Origin of the sequence: Corynebacterium sp. MC3 (assembly GCF_900099485.1) — a bacterium.
GTDB classification, from domain to species: Bacteria; Actinomycetota; Actinomycetes; order Mycobacteriales; family Mycobacteriaceae; genus Corynebacterium; species Corynebacterium pseudogenitalium.
In genome coordinates, this window is the sequence record NZ_LT622812.1 from 117,381 (window position 1) to 132,712 (window position 15,332).

The following is a 15,332-nucleotide window of genomic DNA, read 5'->3' on the forward strand; positions in this document are numbered from 1 at the left end:
GACCTGCAACAAACGAATTCGATCCGAGGAGAGGCCGTCGGTCGCTCGTGGCCAATTAGGCAGCGGGGCCCTCCTTCGATGAGGCGTGCTGGCTGAATTCTCACAACAAATGGCTTGCTACGGCAGAAAATGTATGAATCCTATAACTGCCAAAAGAGCAAGCGACCGCACCAGCACGGGGAACACCCTTGAAAACGTATTGCGTTGAGGTTCAACAAGCTCATACCCCGCAAGCACATGGAACGCTAAAGGTCTCACGGTTCTGATCGCGCCAATTAGCCAGAACCGCGACGTACCTCGTCACAATGTCTCAGAAAAGAACACACTATGTGGCTCCCCCACCCGCTCGGGGTGCACGGCACGCCAGGCATCCCGATCCAAACCGTGCTGGGCTCATCCCCGCAGGCGCGGGGAGGACGGAAACTTAAGCCCTACCGCCCATCAGACCAGAGGCTCATCCCCGCAGGCGCGGGGAGGATATTTGGGCCCGCCCACTCGATACCGGCGAGGGCGGCTCATCCCCGCAGGCGCGGGGAGGACCGCACCTGGTACCAGTTCGGGGCGGGGTTGATGGGCTCATCCCCGCAGGCGCGGGGAGGACTCTGCTGTTGGGTATGCGTCAATTCCGGTGACGGGCTCATCCCCGCGAGCGCGGGGAGGACATCTTTTCGGCATACCGGCCAGGAAACGCCGCCGGCTCATCCCCGCAGGCGCGGGGAGGACTGGTCAATCCATGTGTTCAGAGCTGCACGACGCGGCTCATCCCCGCGAGCGCGGGGAGGACAAAGCGAATTTCGCGACGGTGGAACCGCACAACGGCTCATCCCCGCGAGCGCGGGGAGGACTTCGTATCACCCGAACCCGGCGCGTAGTTATTGGGCTCATCCCCGCGAGCGCGGGGAGGACTTGGCAGACGCTTTAGTTGCTGTTGTCAATTAGGGCTCATCCCCGCGAGCGCGGGGAGGACAAAAAGGCCGGGGCTGACGCAGAACTGGACGCGGGCTCATCCCCGCGAGCGCGGGGAGGACCGCTCTGCATTAAGCCACAGGGACACTGTTTTGGGCTCATCCCCGCGAGCGCGGGGAGGACCGCTCTGCATTAAGCCACAGGGACACTGTTTTGGGCTCATCCCCGCGAGCGCGGGGAGGACTCATGAAATGAAAACGTTGCCGTTGCGCTGGCGGGCTCATCCCCGCGAGCGCGGGGAGGACGGGTCAGCGATAGCCTCCTCGAGGGTGTAGGCCGGCTCATCCCCGCGAGCGCGGGGAGGACCGTGCTCAGCACGCACTTTCATTGCGTGAATCCGGCTCATCCCCGCGAGCGCGGGGAGGACTTCTCATCGTGGGGTGTATATCGAGCAGGGTGGGGCTCATCCCCGCGAGCGCGGGGATGACTTTCTGGGTGTGGTTTCATGCTTCCTCCATGTGGGCTCCTCCCCGCGAGCGCGGGGAGGACGACGGCCCACCCGCTCGCCTGCTGCTGTTGGGGGGCTCATCCCCGCGAGCGCGGGGAGGACTAGCCACCATGCGAGCAATGAATGTTGTCACCGGGCTCATCCCCGCGAGCGCGGGGAGGACGCGATTGACAAGGCCACGAAGCTGGCTGCGACGGGCTCATCCCCGCGAGCGCGGGGAGGACGACCTGGTGGGGTAATTGAGTGACAGTTTCGCAGGCTCATCCCCGCGAGCGCGGGGAGGACGCGGTCCGCATTTGCGGGGTGGAGTCAGTGCCGGGCTCATCCCCGCGAGCGCGGGGAGGACATGGTGATGGGCCTCGACTGGACTGACACCTACGGCTCATCCCCGCGAGCGCGGGGAGGACTGGCAGCTTGCTCCACCACACGTCAAGGTCGCGGGCTCATCCCCGCGAGCGCGGGGAGGACGGTACGCGCCCGAAACCGCTGCCACGCCCTAAGGGCTCATCCCCGCGAGCGCGGGGAGGACCTCTCGTCGATGCGCGAGCAGGCGCTCACGGAGGGCTCATCCCCGCGAGCGCGGGGAGGACTTTTGTGTTGGTTGGGTGAGTGGGCGCGGGTGGGGCTCATCCCCGCGAGCGCGGGGAGGACGATCGCGTCGCAAAATTTGAGACGTTCGACGACGGCTCATCCCCGCGAGCGCGGGGAGGACGACCGCAAGGTCGAGGAGCTGCACCAGGAGATGGGCTCATCCCCGCGAGCGCGGGGAGGACGGTTTCCTGCCGTTCGGCGGAATCGAAGCCGGGGGCTCATCCCCGCGAGCGCGGGGAGGACGAAGCGACATGGATAAAAGACTACGAACGCAAGGGCTCATCCCCGCGAGCGCGGGGAGGACGCCCCCGCTTTAAGTGCTTTGCAGATAGCTGTAGGCTCATCCCCGCGAGCGCGGGGAGGACGCCCCCGCTTTAAGTGCTTTGCAGATAGCTGTAGGCTCATCCCCGCGAGCGCGGGGAGGACTAGGTCGCCGGATCTTTGGGCCTGCACAATGGCGGCTCATCCCCGCGAGCGCGGGGAGGACGCGGTGTCATTACGCACAAGGCGGACAACGCCGGGCTCATCCCCGCGAGCGCGGGGAGGACGCCGAGGACATGCCGGCCATGCTGGATTCGGTGGGCTCATCCCCGCGAGCGCGGGGAGGACACATCGGGTGGCGAGGGTCTCTAGCTCCTGCAGGGCTCATCCCCGCGAGCGCGGGGAGGACCGGTGCGCAAACGCTTGTAGGCTGCCCGGTTTGGGCTCATCCCCGCGAGCGCGGGGAGGACTGTAGCCCCCTCATTCACCACGAACTCGCCACGGGGCTCATCCCCGCGAGCGCGGGGAGGACGTGCCTATAGCGGGGACGAACTTAACGTTCACGGGCTCATCCCCGCGAGCGCGGGGAGGACTGCGAGGGTAGCTATCAAAGCGCCACACACTTGGGCTCATCCCCGCGAGCGCGGGGAGGACCCCGGCGGCGGCTTTCGCGGCGTCGGCGATAATGGCTCATCCCCGCGAGCGCGGGGAGGACATCGAGGAAACCGACGACGGCATCCGGATGTCGGGCTCATCCCCGCGAGCGCGGGGAGGACAGCACAACCGACGGCGCCGCTGAGGTCCCGAAGGGCTCATCCCCGCGAGCGCGGGGAGGACTGCTCGATCATCCAACCACCGGCCTGCGCCACGGGCTCATCCCCGCGAGCGCGGGGAGGACGCCTCGAAGAACGCCTGGATGAACTCGGTGTCGGGCTCATCCCCGCGAGCGCGGGGAGGACGACGGCACCTTGGTCGCAGGCGAGCTCACCGCTGGGCTCATCCCCGCGAGCGCGGGGAGGACTCAGTGATTGCGCAGGCTTTTTCGCGTCTCGCGGGCTCATCCCCGCGAGCGCGGGGAGGACTCAAGCACCTCACGCGCACTTGGAGCTGATTGGGGCTCATCCCCGCGAGCGCGGGGAGGACTGGTAATGACCACCTCGAATAAGCGTGACATTGGGCTCATCCCCGCGAGCGCGGGGAGGACTCCTACCCTTTACCGAGCGCTTGGCTCGTAGCCGGCTCATCCCCGCGAGCGCGGGGAGGACCTCCCACCTGCGTTGGCGACACAAAAGCCAGGGGGCTCATCCCCGCGAGCGCGGGGAGGACAACATGAGTAGACCTTTCTGTAAGTGGTGTGAGGGCTCATCCCCGCGAGCGCGGGGAGGACTCCACTGGTTCAGCTACGCCTACGGCGTTGCCGGGCTCATCCCCGCGAGCGCGGGGAGGACGCGGTTCGTTGACGCTGTTTTGTCAACGGCCCCGGCTCATCCCCGCGAGCGCGGGGAGGACACTTGCTGAGCTGCAAGTTTTGGAGCCTGTACCGCATTCTACATACGACTTGCTCTCGAAACATAGCCCCGCAAACGCGGGGATTATTATCAGCCCCAAATTTACAAGGGCTCATCCCTGCTTCCGCGGGGCTAATTTCAAATCTAATACCGCTGGAAACAACGTCCAAACACGACATTCGGCATTGTAATTAACTTGTACATTTGGGTTACGGGTTGCACCGATGTGAAAAGACTGTTATAACTTGAAGCAACATCGACAAAAGGATTTAAACATGAGGCCCGGACACGAACTGCCAGAAAGCACGCTCGAGACAGCTCAGCTGTTCGAAAAGTGGGTTTCGCAGCGCTCCCCGCAGGCGCAGTCACTTTGGGCTAAGTCCGGCGATGACACTGGTCATCTTTCAGTCCCCCAGCATCTCGTAGATGCAGCATGTTCCGCAGCTGCGGTGTTCGATGTGTGGGTCGCCGATAACATCAAACGCGAGATCGCGGGGCATCTAGGCATCACCGTCGAGGAGCTCCGCACTTTTTATATTTGGCTCGCTGGCACCCACGACGTGGGAAAAATTACGCGTGCTTTCCAGACCCAGCTTCAAGATCGAGCCGGGTACGAGCATATCATCAATTCCATTGTCGATACTGGCCTTGACCTCGAAAAAGATGAACTTCCGAAGATGCCGCACGGCAGGAGTTCGGGAGTCATCCTGAGGCGCTGGCTGGAAGCACAAGGCATGCCGCGAACGATGGCTACATGGGTTGGGTCGATAGGGGACGCTCACCACGGAGTGGCGTCGACAGGCGACGAGAAGTCGGCTATTGAGGCTGTCCTCGAGGAGTACCCAGCGGCATGGCTAGGCGTTCAAGACGAAATTGTGAGCGCAATGACGACGACGCTGCACGCGCAACCGGTCCTAGACAAAATCGGAAAGATCGAGGACCCCGAGGCAGGGGTTGCGCAGTTCCTGACTGGCTTGGTGGTCATTGCGGACTGGATAGCGTCGAATGCTGAGGCGTTTCCGATGGTCGTCGATAAAGGACAGGTCGAGAGGCTGCGGTCGGGGATGGCGCAGACCGACCTCACGGCTCCATGGCACCCAGCTAAACCGATCAGCGACATCGACGAGCTGTATCGAGCATCATTTGCCTGGCCCCAACACTTCAATGCGCGCAACGTGCAACGCGCACTCGCTGAAGCTGCCCGGCGCGCAACCCGGCCCACGCTGTTTATCCTTGAGGCGGAGACTGGCGTCGGTAAGACTGAGGCGGCGCTTGCCGCAGCACACATCATCGCTGATCAGACTGGCGCACAGGGCATCTACTTTGCGGCCCCCACTATGGCCACTGCGAACGGGCTACTGGAGCGAACCATCGACTGGGCGCGCAACACCTCAGGCGTTGGCGCTGTCACGTCGCTGTACCTCGCGCACTCCAAAAACCAGCTGTCACGGGCAGCAATGAGTCTGCCGCGCGGAATCGCCGAAGACGAAACGTCGAACCGCGGTGATGTGATCGCGAGCAGCTGGATGCGGGGGAGACGTCGCGGCCTCCTCTCCAATATTGTCGTTGGCACTATTGACCAAGTCTTAATGATGTCGCTCATGCAACGCTTTTCGATGCTGCGTCACGCCGCGCTAGCAGGAAAGGTCATCATTTTCGACGAGGTTCATGCCTATGACGCCTACACTTCCGAATACCTCGAAACCACACTTGAGTGGCTTGCGTACTACGGCGCGAGCGTCATTATGATGTCTGCGACGCTGCCAGCCCAGCGACGGGCCTCGCTCGTCGAAGCGTACACCGGGGTGGCTCCCGAGGAAGCACCACACGGCTACCCGCTGATTACGGTCGCCGATGAGTCTGCGACGACGTACATCACGCCACCCCCAAATCCAACCAACATGGTGGCCACCATCGAGCACATCGACGACTCACTCGACACTCTTCGAGGCACGCTCGACAACCTGCTTATCGACGGCGGCTGCGCCCTTATCATCTGCAACACCATTGCCCGCGCCCAAGATGCGTACCGGGAGCTCAAAACCCAGTACGCGGATGACATCGAACTGCACCATGCCGGCTTCATCGCCTGGGAACGATCCCAAAAGGAAGACGAGCTCCGGGAACAACTCGGCCCGCACGCGCGGCGCGGCGCAGGTCGCCCATACCGCAAAGTTGTTGTTGCAACCCAGGTCGCCGAGCAGAGTCTGGATATCGACGCCGACGTACTGATCACCGACATCGCGCCGATGGACCTGGCAGTACAACGCGCTGGCCGACTACAGCGTCACAGCCGCCCGGTTGATGACCGTCCACCTCAACTACAGGATCCGAAGATCTTTATTCGCGGCGTGCTCTCGCCCCTGCCGACTCCTGAATTCGACGGTGGTGCGAAGGCTATTTATGACCCCCAGATTCTTCTTTCCACCCTGCTCCATCTGCCCACGACGTTCCATCGGCCAGACGACATCGAAGAACTCGTCCAGTCAACATATGACCTGGACACGACCGTAGTGCCCGACGAGATGCAGCAAATCTGGGATGAAGCCGCTGGAGTAAGCCAACTAAGGCAGCATAACGCGCGAGAACGCTCGAAGTCTTTCCGGACTCCATCCCCGTTCTGCTCGACTCGACTCAATGAATTCTTCAAGGACAGTAAGGCCGTGCTGAACCTGGACAGGGAAGAAGCCGGCGCCGCGCAGGTTCGCGACGCGGAGCCCACTGTCGAAGTGATACCCATCATCGAGACTGACTACGGGTACCGGCTATGGGGCGTCGATAAGGAAGTACTTGCCGACGCCGAGCCTGACTATCAGACGGCATTCCAACTCGCATCAAGCACTGTGCGACTCCCGGCGCGCCTGACGCGATACGAGAGCGACTTCAACATCGTCATGGATGCGCTCGAGGAAAATACCCCTGTCACCTGGAGTAAGCACTACCTACTCAACGGCCAACTCGCACTTCCCCTCGACGAGGACGGCGAAACAAGGATCGGCCGATTCCTCGTTCGCTACAGCAGCGAGCTCGGAATCGAAGTCTCGTTCGAAAGGGGTGAGTAGTGGTGTCCCCTCCACCGCTACGCTGTAGTCATACGCACAACAATGAGAGAAAGGAGTGATGAACGTGACATTCAACCTCGTACATGAACCGTGGATCTGCACCACAACGACTGACGGCGACAAAGTCCTCAGCTTGCAGCAAATTTTCGACGGCACCGAGCAGCCACTCAGCGTCGTTGGCGACTCACCGACACAGGACTACGCGGTGCTCCGAGTGCTGCTTGCCATTTACTGGCGAGCGCACCACCATCACCTCAAGAGTTCAGTACCCACCGGCCGACGAAGCCGAGGTTTCCGCTGGGAGTCGTGGTTCCAGGAACAGCGCAACCAGGCGAGACAGCACCAGCGCGATGACATCGTTCTTGCTTATCTGAAAGAATACGAACACCGCTTCAATCTGATCGACGATGAAGTGCCGTTCATGCAGGTCGCAAACCTGCATACCAGCAAGAATTCAAACTCACCCATCTCGCGGATTCTCCCAGACGCCGAAGCAGATTTCTTCACCATGCGCACCGGCGCAGGGCGCGCCTCCATTTCGTTCCCGGAGGCAGCCAGGTGGCTGATCCACCAGCACGCCTACGATTACTCCGGTATCAAATCTGGCGCTGCAGATGACCCGCGCGCCTCAGGTGGCAAAGGCTACCCGATCGGGACCGGGTGGGCTGGCATGACCGGCGGAACGGTCGTACGCGGCGACACACTGCAAGAAACACTGGTGCTCAATACGGTAAAGGAAGCAGTAGACCCGACGGCCACCGGAGATTTACCGGCCTGGGAACGCGACCCCGATACCGCTAACCAGCGATTGTTCGACCCCAGTGCGCCCAAGGAAGGCGTGATGCCGAACGGCCCTGCTGACTTGGCAACCTGGCAAACCCGACGCATCCGGCTCTTCCCAGAGGGAGACCGCGTCACCAGAGTGCTCGTCTGCAATGGTGACCGCATCCCAGACGCAGGAAAGAATGTTTTCGGCGACCCGATGACGCCATACCGGTACAGCCCGAATCAGAGTAAGAAAGACCTCACCGCGTACTACCCGAAGCCATACGATTCAGAGCGCACCGTGTGGAACTCGATCGATGCACTCCTTGTCAGCGAAAATGACGCCGGGTTTGGCGGAAAGAACCTGGCCCCGATCAAACCCGCAACACTCGCAAATCTGGCGGAGATTGCCGACGTGACCGGGGAGCAAGAACTGCTCGACATCGCCATTGTCTCCATGGCTTACGGCCCTCAGAGTTCTTCTGTCGGCACCGTGATCAGCGGCGAAATCGGGCTGCCCCTCTATCTGCTGCAGAACAATGAGTATTCCACCACCGACCGGCAACGTGTCCGCGCGGCCGCCCAGGCGGTGCGCGATACAGCGGTTTGCCTCGGCTGGTTTGAAGGACAACTCGCGGTCGCGGCAGGCGGAGAGTACAGCTTCGGCACCAAGTCGGTGGACCGACTCTACGCCCTTCTCGAACCCGAGTTCATGACGTGGCTCCGGAATCTCAACATCGACGACGTAGCCTCCGAGTGCGTGCGCTGGCAGGAACTCGTCCGGGATAGCGCACTCGAGCTTGCAGCGGAACTCGTCCGAGGAGCAGGACCCAAAGCCATGATCGGCCGCCTCGATAGCACTGAAGACGGCAAAGGCCGTGTGATCAACGCCGGATCCATCCATAACCAGCTGCTTCGGAAGCTGCGCGACGCCCTTCCGCTTCTTGCCCAGCGAAACGCCGACCGCACATCACAACAGGGAGAAAACCATGACTAAACCCACCCTCCGCGCCGCAGTAGGGGCAACGGCGACGCGGCTACAGAACCACTACCTAGAGCAAGCCCATACCGCTCTAGGAGCTAGCGCCCGCGGATCGCTTGCCGACCTGCGCAAATATGCCTCAATAGGATTGGAGCATAACCCGCTCGCACTCCAAGACGTGCTCATGCTGCTGCAACCGGAACTCAGTGATCAAGAACTGGGAAAGTCTGACAAGCCCTCCCCAAGCGAGTACGCAGCGTTCTACGCACTCGCCCTGTTCGGGGTCCACATGCAAAGTGCACGCACACCGGCGCACAAGCAGGGAGATTCGTTCGCACTCGCATGTGGTCAGCTCTACAGAAAAACTGAGTCCAACTCAATAAAGCAGCGGTTCGACGCGATGCAGGTTGCTCTGGATTTCCCATCACGGATCACCCATCTACGTTCACTCGTCAGCCTGCTTCGCTCGCAAGACTTGCCGTTTGATTACGGGCAATTCGCCGGGGATCTCCGATCGCTCCAAAACCCAAAGTACCGGGACGGCGTTTTGCTGCGGTGGGGTAGAGACTTCGCCATCGGAACACTCCGGCCCTCTGCCCAGGCAGAAGCACAAGAACTCGACAACGCAATCCGCTAACTTCTACTTTTCGAAAGGACAATCATGTCTCTCATCATCGATATCCACGCACTTCAGACAGTCCCGCCTTCACTCATCAACCGCGACGATACCGGCGCCCCTAAGACAGCCGTGTTCGGCGGCGTCCCACGTCAGCGCGTCTCCTCCCAGTCCTGGAAGCGCGCAATCCGCAAGTACTTCGCCGAGCACTTCGATCCAGAATCCATCGGTGACCGCTCCAAGCGCCTTCCAGAAAAGATCGCGAAGCAGCTCGCCAAAGTTGCCGGCATCTCCGATGAAGACGCCATCAAGCGCACGGAGCAGCTCTTCAACGCTGTAAAGATCAAGACCGTCGTAGAGAAGCCAAAGAAGGGCGACGACACCGAACACAACCCATGGCCACAAACCACCTACCTGATCTTCCTCAGCCCACAGCAAATCGATCGCGCTGTCCGCGAGCTTGCTGAGCGCGACGGTCAGAAGTTCACTAAGGCCGAAGCGACTGCCATTTTGGATACCAACCACAGCGTGGACATGTCTATGTTCGGTCGAATGGTTGCTGACGACGCATCCTTCAATGTCGACGCAGCAGTCCAGGTAGCGCACGCCATCGGCGTGCACGCATCCGCGCCCGAATTCGACTTCTACACCGCCGTCGACGACCTTGCCGAAGAAGGCGAAGAAACTGGTGCAGGGATGCTCGGCACCGTACAGATGATGTCCTCCAGCCTCTACCGCTACGCCACCATCAACGTCGACGGGCTCAAGAAAAACCTCGAGTCCGCCGACGCCACGATTAAGGCTGTTGAGCAGTTCATCGAGGCATTCGTCGCGTCCATGCCAACCGGCAAGATCAATACCTTCGCCAACCAGACGCTCCCCGAGCTCGTCTACGTCACCGTCCGCGATACCCGCCCAGTCTCCCTCGCCACTGCTTTTGAAGACGCGGTGACTGCAACCGAGCAACTCGACCGCCGCCACGTAGCAGCAGCACGTCTTGCCGACGAGGCACGCGCAATTCAGGACACCTACGGCTTCGTCCCCACCAGCCAGTACGTCCTCGGTCTCGGCGATATTGCCGCGCCATTCGACGGCCTCGCAGAGCGCGTAACACTGAAGGAGCTGGGCGAACGCGTCGCAGCCGACGTTGCCACCGCACTAGGTGATGACGCATGAGTTCCTCCCTACTCCTCCTACTGAAAGGGCCCCTACAGTCATGGGGTGATGAGTCTCGGCACAAAATACGTGCTACTGCGCTCACACCGACGAAATCGGGCATCATCGGCCTCATCGCTGCAGCGCAGGGGCGTCGACGAACGGACCCAGTCGAAGACCTCACTCGCCTCCGGCTCGGAGTGCGCGTTGACCAATCAGGCAGCCTACTGCGTGACTACCAGACGGCCCAGCCCTGGCTTACCGACCCGAACGCATCCGCGGAGCTCATCACCCGATACTTCCTCAGCGACGCTGCGTTCGTAGTAGCCGTCGAATCGGACGACCGCGCACTGCTAGAGGGCATCGCGGAAGCACTACGCGCTCCCGCATTCCCACTCTTCATGGGCCGAAGGTCATGCCCAGTCCACCCAGGGCTAGTGATCGGCATCGTCGACACCGACGCGGAAACTGCGCTGCGCGAGCATCCGACATGGTACGCAACAGCCCAACACAAGCGCGAAGCGCCAAAACACGTCAACTTGGCACTCTATCGGGACGCGGACGAGGAAGAACAAGGCGGAGTCCGGCGACAGGACGTGCCTATAAGCTTCGACCCGCAGCACCGACGCTATGGGTGGCGTGACGTTCTACGCGTAGAGGACGTCGCTATCGATAATCCGGATGGAACTGAATCGCTGGTAGACAGCGACGTCTTCTTCGAAACGGTGATCAAGGCATGAGCAATACATTCACAAGGATCCTCATTAACCCTGCCCGACGCCAAGGCAGGAGACTGCTCACCGACTCCCAAGCGATGCACGCCGCCGTACGCAGTGCGTTCCCGCCGGATCTCGATGAGACTGCAGGCCGGGTGCTGTGGCGCGTCGATAGCCACGAGCACACCCACGTGCTCTACATTGTGGGGCCCGAAAAACCGACCGCTGACTCCATCGTGGAACAGGCAGGGTGGGATACCCGGCCGGCGAAGATCGCCGACTACAACCGCTTCCTCGACAGCATCATGAAAGGGCAGCGCTGGCGGTTCGAACTTGTCGCCAACCCAACGTATAGCGAGTTTCAGCAGGGTAAACGAGGCAAAGTCAAGGCGCACGTTTCCCCGCGTCACCAGCTGGCTTGGCTGCGTAAAAAGTCACTCGCGCATGGGTTTGCGCTCGCACCAGGACTCGATGACGAGGTCAGCGACGAAGAGCGCGCACGCTGGGATGCGTTTGAAGCACCGACAGTCATCCAAAGCTGGACCGACGTGTTCCACCGGAAGAAAGCCGACGGTACCAAAGGCAGGCCCGTCCGGATTGCCAAGGCCCGCTTTTCCGGAGTCCTGGAAGTCACTGACGTCGAAGCTTTTCGACGCACCCTCACCCAAGGCATCGGACGTGGTCGCGGCTACGGTTGTGGCCTCCTGACGCTGGCCGATCCCACCAAATAGGTGCTGAGATGCCAACGCCTCATGAACTGCCGATCACTCGCCGTGCACTCGCGCGAATGAGTGATCGGCTGTCCTTCCTTTACGCGGAACGGTGCGTGGTCAACCGTGACGGCAACGCGTTGACGATCACCGACCAACGCGGCACCGCACACGTCCCCGCGACACAACTTGCGGTGCTCCTGCTCGGCCCCGGAACCCGGATCACCTACGCCGCGATGGCACTCCTCGGCGACGCAGGCACCAGCACAGTTTGGGTCGGCGAGCGCGGTGTCCGGTACTACGCCTCCGGCCGCCCACCCGCGAAGTCATCGCGGATGGCGCTGCTCCAAGCGGAAGTCGTAACGCACCAGCGCAAACGGCTTGACTGCGCCCGGAAAATGTACAGCCTCAGATTCCCGGGAGAGGACGTGTCCACTCTCACCATGGCGCAGCTGCGCGGCAGGGAAGGCTCCCGCATGAAACGTGTCTACGCCGCCGAAGCCGAACGAACCGGCGTGTACTGGGACCGACGAAGCTACGACCCGCACGACTTCGACTCCGGCACACCCATCAACCAAGCGCTCACTGCGGCAAGCGCAGCGCTCTACGGCATTGCTCACGCAGTCATTGCCGGGCTTGGGTTCGTTCCCGCACTCGGAGTTGTCCACACCGGAACAGACCGCGCGTTCGTCTACGACATCGCCGACCTGTACAAAGCCGAGATCGCCATCCCCGCCGCGTTCGACGCAGTAGCTGAAGCGAAAGGGAAACCGCATATCGAGGTGCGACGGAAGGTGCGCGACGCTGTCGTCGAAAAGCGACTGATGCAGCGCATGGTCAAAGACCTCCAATACGTCATGGACGTACCCGAAGAAGAACTCTACAGCGATGTCGAACTGATGCTGTGGAGCGAATTGGAAGTCATCTCTGCAGGCGTCAACTGGGCAGAGGAAGAGGCACTGCAATGATGGTGCTCATCGTCACCGCATGCCCGGCGGGCCTGCGCGGCGACCTGACAAAGTGGCTCATGGAACTCAGCCCAGGTGTCTTCGTGGGCACCCCATCAGCTCGCATCCGAGACCTACTCTGGGACCGCACCATCGAGCTCTGCAAAGACGGCAGGGCACTGCTCGTCTACAGCTCAAATAACGAGCAAGGCATGGAGTTCCGCGAGCACCGGCACGCCTGGAAACCGACAGACTTCGACGGCATTACGCTCATGATGCGCGAGAACGCGCGAGCACCAAAACGGCGCACCGGGTGGAGCAAGGCACGACGGCAGCGCATCGCATACGAGCGAGACAGGCGGACTTCGTCTTAGGTCGTGGCCACGGACGGGGAGATTGACATGCCTGGGTGGTCGAAAGGGTAGGCCTGAAATAGTTCCCGCGTCCGGGAACTATTTTGGGTTTGGGCCGATTCCGGTCGACCAACACTTACGTTTCCCCAGTTCGCGACGACTGTCCACGAAGAAAGGTCCCCGGTTTCAAAAAACGTTGGGAACTTTCTCGGCGGGCGACGGGTGGCGGGCGAGGCTAGGGGCGTCGAAAAATAATAAGCACTGAGGGAGCCGAACACGCCGTTTTTACGTCTAAACGGTATGAACACTCTCTACAACGGCATGACCATCGACCTCGACACGCCCCTGATCCACCAAAAACAGCGAACACCAAACCATGCATACCAGCAGGTCAGCGTGCGTCGCTACCTACAAAACGAACACTGCCTGCAACCATGGCAAGTCCAAAACAATGCGCGCTACCACCCCAAAAACGTCAGGTATCACGCCCCGGCAGCAGTCCGTGCAATCGCACACGCGGTAGAACAACCCGGCAGCATCATCGCCGGATTCTCGGCACTCGCGCTCTACGGCTTGCCCTATCTCGTCGAAGGCGCTGACACCACCCTGGTGACCACCTCCGGCCACACCAGCGTAGCCGGGGCCTGCCGTCCGACAATCCGCCGATCGCGGATCTCACTTGCAACATGGACCGTCACCCACCGAGGTGTATCACTGCAAGCGGTCACACCACTCACCGCCGTAATACAGGCACTTGTGCAGGTCAAACGTGGTGAGCACCTGTGGAGAACCGTCACTGTAGAGGGGCTGGCCCCCGAAGAGGTCAGAGGTATCCAACTAGTTGACTGTGTGCGACGTTTTTGGGGCATCACACCCAGCAGCATCGCCAAGGCAGCTAGGCACAAAATTGACGCCACATGGCTGCACAAGGTGCTACGACACAGCAGCGTATTGGCGGACTCACCAAAAGAAACTGAAATGCGCCTGCTGGTTGCCGCCCTGGCCAACCGGTACGGCTGCACGGTCGAAGAACAAGTGCCGCTGAGGGTCGGTGACCAGCTTGTCACAGTGTTTGACCTTGCCATTCCCGAGTTGAAGATTGCCGTCATGTACGACGGCGCACATCACTCCGATTACCAACAGCGGAATAAGGACTCCTCCATCACCTTAAAGATGATTCGGCAAGGTTGGACACCGGCGCGGTGCTCGGCAGCCACAATGTTTGAGTGCCTCACCTTGATCGAAGAGCTGATGCAGGAAGGCCGGGTTCGTGTGCAGACCAGAAAAGTTCCCAACGGATTTTGAATAACGGGAACTTTCTTCGTGGACATGCGTCGCCACCTGCGGAAACACGAGTGCCGGTCGACGGGAACGGGCCTGAAAGCCGAAATCGTTCCCGGGCGCGGGAACTTTTTCGGAGGGGCAAGGCGGGGCGGAGCTGGGGACGTGGCAGGGCCCTACGCCCCGGTCCCAGCCGCCCTCCGCACCTGCAGCGCGCCGACGAACCCGAGGGCCAGGAACGCGGTGGCGGCGAGGAGGGACCAGCGGGCGGCGTCGGCCATGCCCTCGCTGAGGGCCTGCACGACGGCTGCGGTTTGGTCGTCGAATGCGCTGGCTGCGCCTTCCATGCGGAGTTGGGTGATGGCGGAGCCGGCGGATTGGCGGGTGGCGGTGGAGGTGGCGTCGGCAAGGGGGCCGGTGATGCCGGCGGCCGTCAGTGTTTTGGGGAGGGTGATGGCGAGGGCCATCGAGAAGACGGAGCCGGAGACCGCTGTGCCCAGGGCCGAACCGACTTGGCGGACGGTGCTTTGGGTGGCGGAGCCTTGGCCGGAGCCGGGTCGGTGTAGTCGTCAGCCGGAACATAAACTGCCTGCAGCGACGTAATCGAACGGCCCTTGGTCGAGGTAATGCGTTCCTGGAGAACACCCATCTCGTCTGCCAGCGTTGGCTGGTAGCCCACGGCCGATGGCATACGACCCAGCAGGGTCGAAACCTCAGAACCAGCCTGGGTGAAACGGAAGATGTTATCGATGAACAGGAGCACGTCCTGGTTCTGAACATCGCGGAAGTACTCCGCCATGGTCAGGCCGGACAGCGCGACACGCATACGAACCCCTGGCGGCTCATCCATCTGGCCGAAAACAAGGGCCGNCGCCCACACCATCGTCCCCCATGCCCTCGTCCCCCTCTTGGCGCCGGCCGTCGCGAAGTCTGTGGCAGACGCCGTGTAACAGACATGTGTATACGAGACA

General features: G+C 61.5%; 10 protein-coding genes, 1 pseudogene and 1 CRISPR repeat array. Of the genes and pseudogenes, 9 read left to right on the forward strand and 2 right to left on the reverse strand.

Annotated features, from left to right (window positions below):
- The first annotated feature begins 390 nt into the window (after positions 1-390).
- A CRISPR array of direct repeats spans positions 391-3,775; the repeat unit is 28 nt; unit sequence GGCTCATCCCCGCGAGCGCGGGGAGGAC.
- 274 nt (positions 3,776-4,049) lie between these two features.
- The 9 genes from BQ4436_RS02540 (at position 4,050) to BQ4436_RS02580 (ending at position 14,385) form a co-directional block, all read left to right on the forward strand.
- Positions 4,050-6,836 carry a CRISPR-associated helicase/endonuclease Cas3 gene (locus BQ4436_RS02540; protein WP_070361641.1) on the forward strand — a complete coding sequence of 929 codons (2,787 nt, stop codon included), beginning with the start codon at positions 4,050-4,052 and terminating at the stop codon, positions 6,834-6,836.
- A 58-nt stretch (positions 6,837-6,894) separates the two neighbouring features.
- Positions 6,895-8,598, forward strand: coding sequence for a type I-E CRISPR-associated protein Cse1/CasA (gene casA, locus BQ4436_RS02545; protein WP_070975421.1), 1,704 nt, complete (start codon positions 6,895-6,897; stop codon positions 8,596-8,598).
- The gene (casB, locus tag BQ4436_RS02550; RefSeq protein ID WP_070361639.1) at positions 8,591-9,220 is read left to right on the forward strand and encodes a type I-E CRISPR-associated protein Cse2/CasB; all 630 of its coding nucleotides are present in this window, start codon (positions 8,591-8,593) and stop codon (positions 9,218-9,220) included. Before casA ends, casB begins: the two co-directional genes overlap by 8 nt.
- A gap of 24 nt (positions 9,221-9,244) precedes the next feature.
- Positions 9,245-10,375: a type I-E CRISPR-associated protein Cas7/Cse4/CasC gene (cas7e, locus tag BQ4436_RS02555; protein WP_070975422.1), complete on the forward strand. Its 1,131-nt coding sequence runs from the start codon at positions 9,245-9,247 to the stop codon at positions 10,373-10,375.
- Complete coding sequence (cas5e, locus tag BQ4436_RS02560; protein ID WP_070975423.1) at positions 10,372-11,094, forward strand: type I-E CRISPR-associated protein Cas5/CasD; 723 nt, start codon at positions 10,372-10,374, stop codon at positions 11,092-11,094. The genes cas7e and cas5e overlap by 4 nt, the downstream gene beginning before the upstream one ends.
- Positions 11,091-11,801, forward strand: a complete 711-nt coding sequence (cas6e, locus tag BQ4436_RS02565) for a type I-E CRISPR-associated protein Cas6/Cse3/CasE (protein WP_070975424.1) — start codon at positions 11,091-11,093, stop codon at positions 11,799-11,801. The genes cas5e and cas6e overlap by 4 nt, the downstream gene beginning before the upstream one ends.
- 8 nt (positions 11,802-11,809) lie before the next feature.
- On the forward strand, positions 11,810-12,748 hold the full coding sequence (cas1e, locus tag BQ4436_RS02570; protein ID WP_070975425.1) for a type I-E CRISPR-associated endonuclease Cas1e: 939 nt from the start codon (positions 11,810-11,812) through the stop codon (positions 12,746-12,748).
- Positions 12,745-13,101, forward strand: a complete 357-nt coding sequence (gene cas2e / locus BQ4436_RS02575) for a type I-E CRISPR-associated endoribonuclease Cas2e (protein WP_070361634.1) — start codon at positions 12,745-12,747, stop codon at positions 13,099-13,101. Before cas1e ends, cas2e begins: the two co-directional genes overlap by 4 nt.
- A 279-nt stretch (positions 13,102-13,380) precedes the next feature.
- Entirely contained in the window at positions 13,381-14,385 is a 1,005-nt protein-coding gene (locus BQ4436_RS02580; RefSeq protein WP_070361633.1) for a hypothetical protein, read from the forward strand.
- A gap of 152 nt (positions 14,386-14,537) precedes the next feature.
- Here the strand turns inward: BQ4436_RS02580 and BQ4436_RS12165 are convergent, their stop codons facing one another.
- Positions 14,538-14,828, reverse strand: coding sequence for a hypothetical protein (locus BQ4436_RS12165; RefSeq protein WP_070975426.1), 291 nt, complete (start codon positions 14,826-14,828; stop codon positions 14,538-14,540).
- 73 nt (positions 14,829-14,901) lie between these two features.
- Positions 14,902-15,229, reverse strand: a pseudogene (locus tag BQ4436_RS11520) (F0F1 ATP synthase subunit beta); the annotation flags it as partial.
- Between the last annotated feature and the right edge of the window lie 103 nt (positions 15,230-15,332).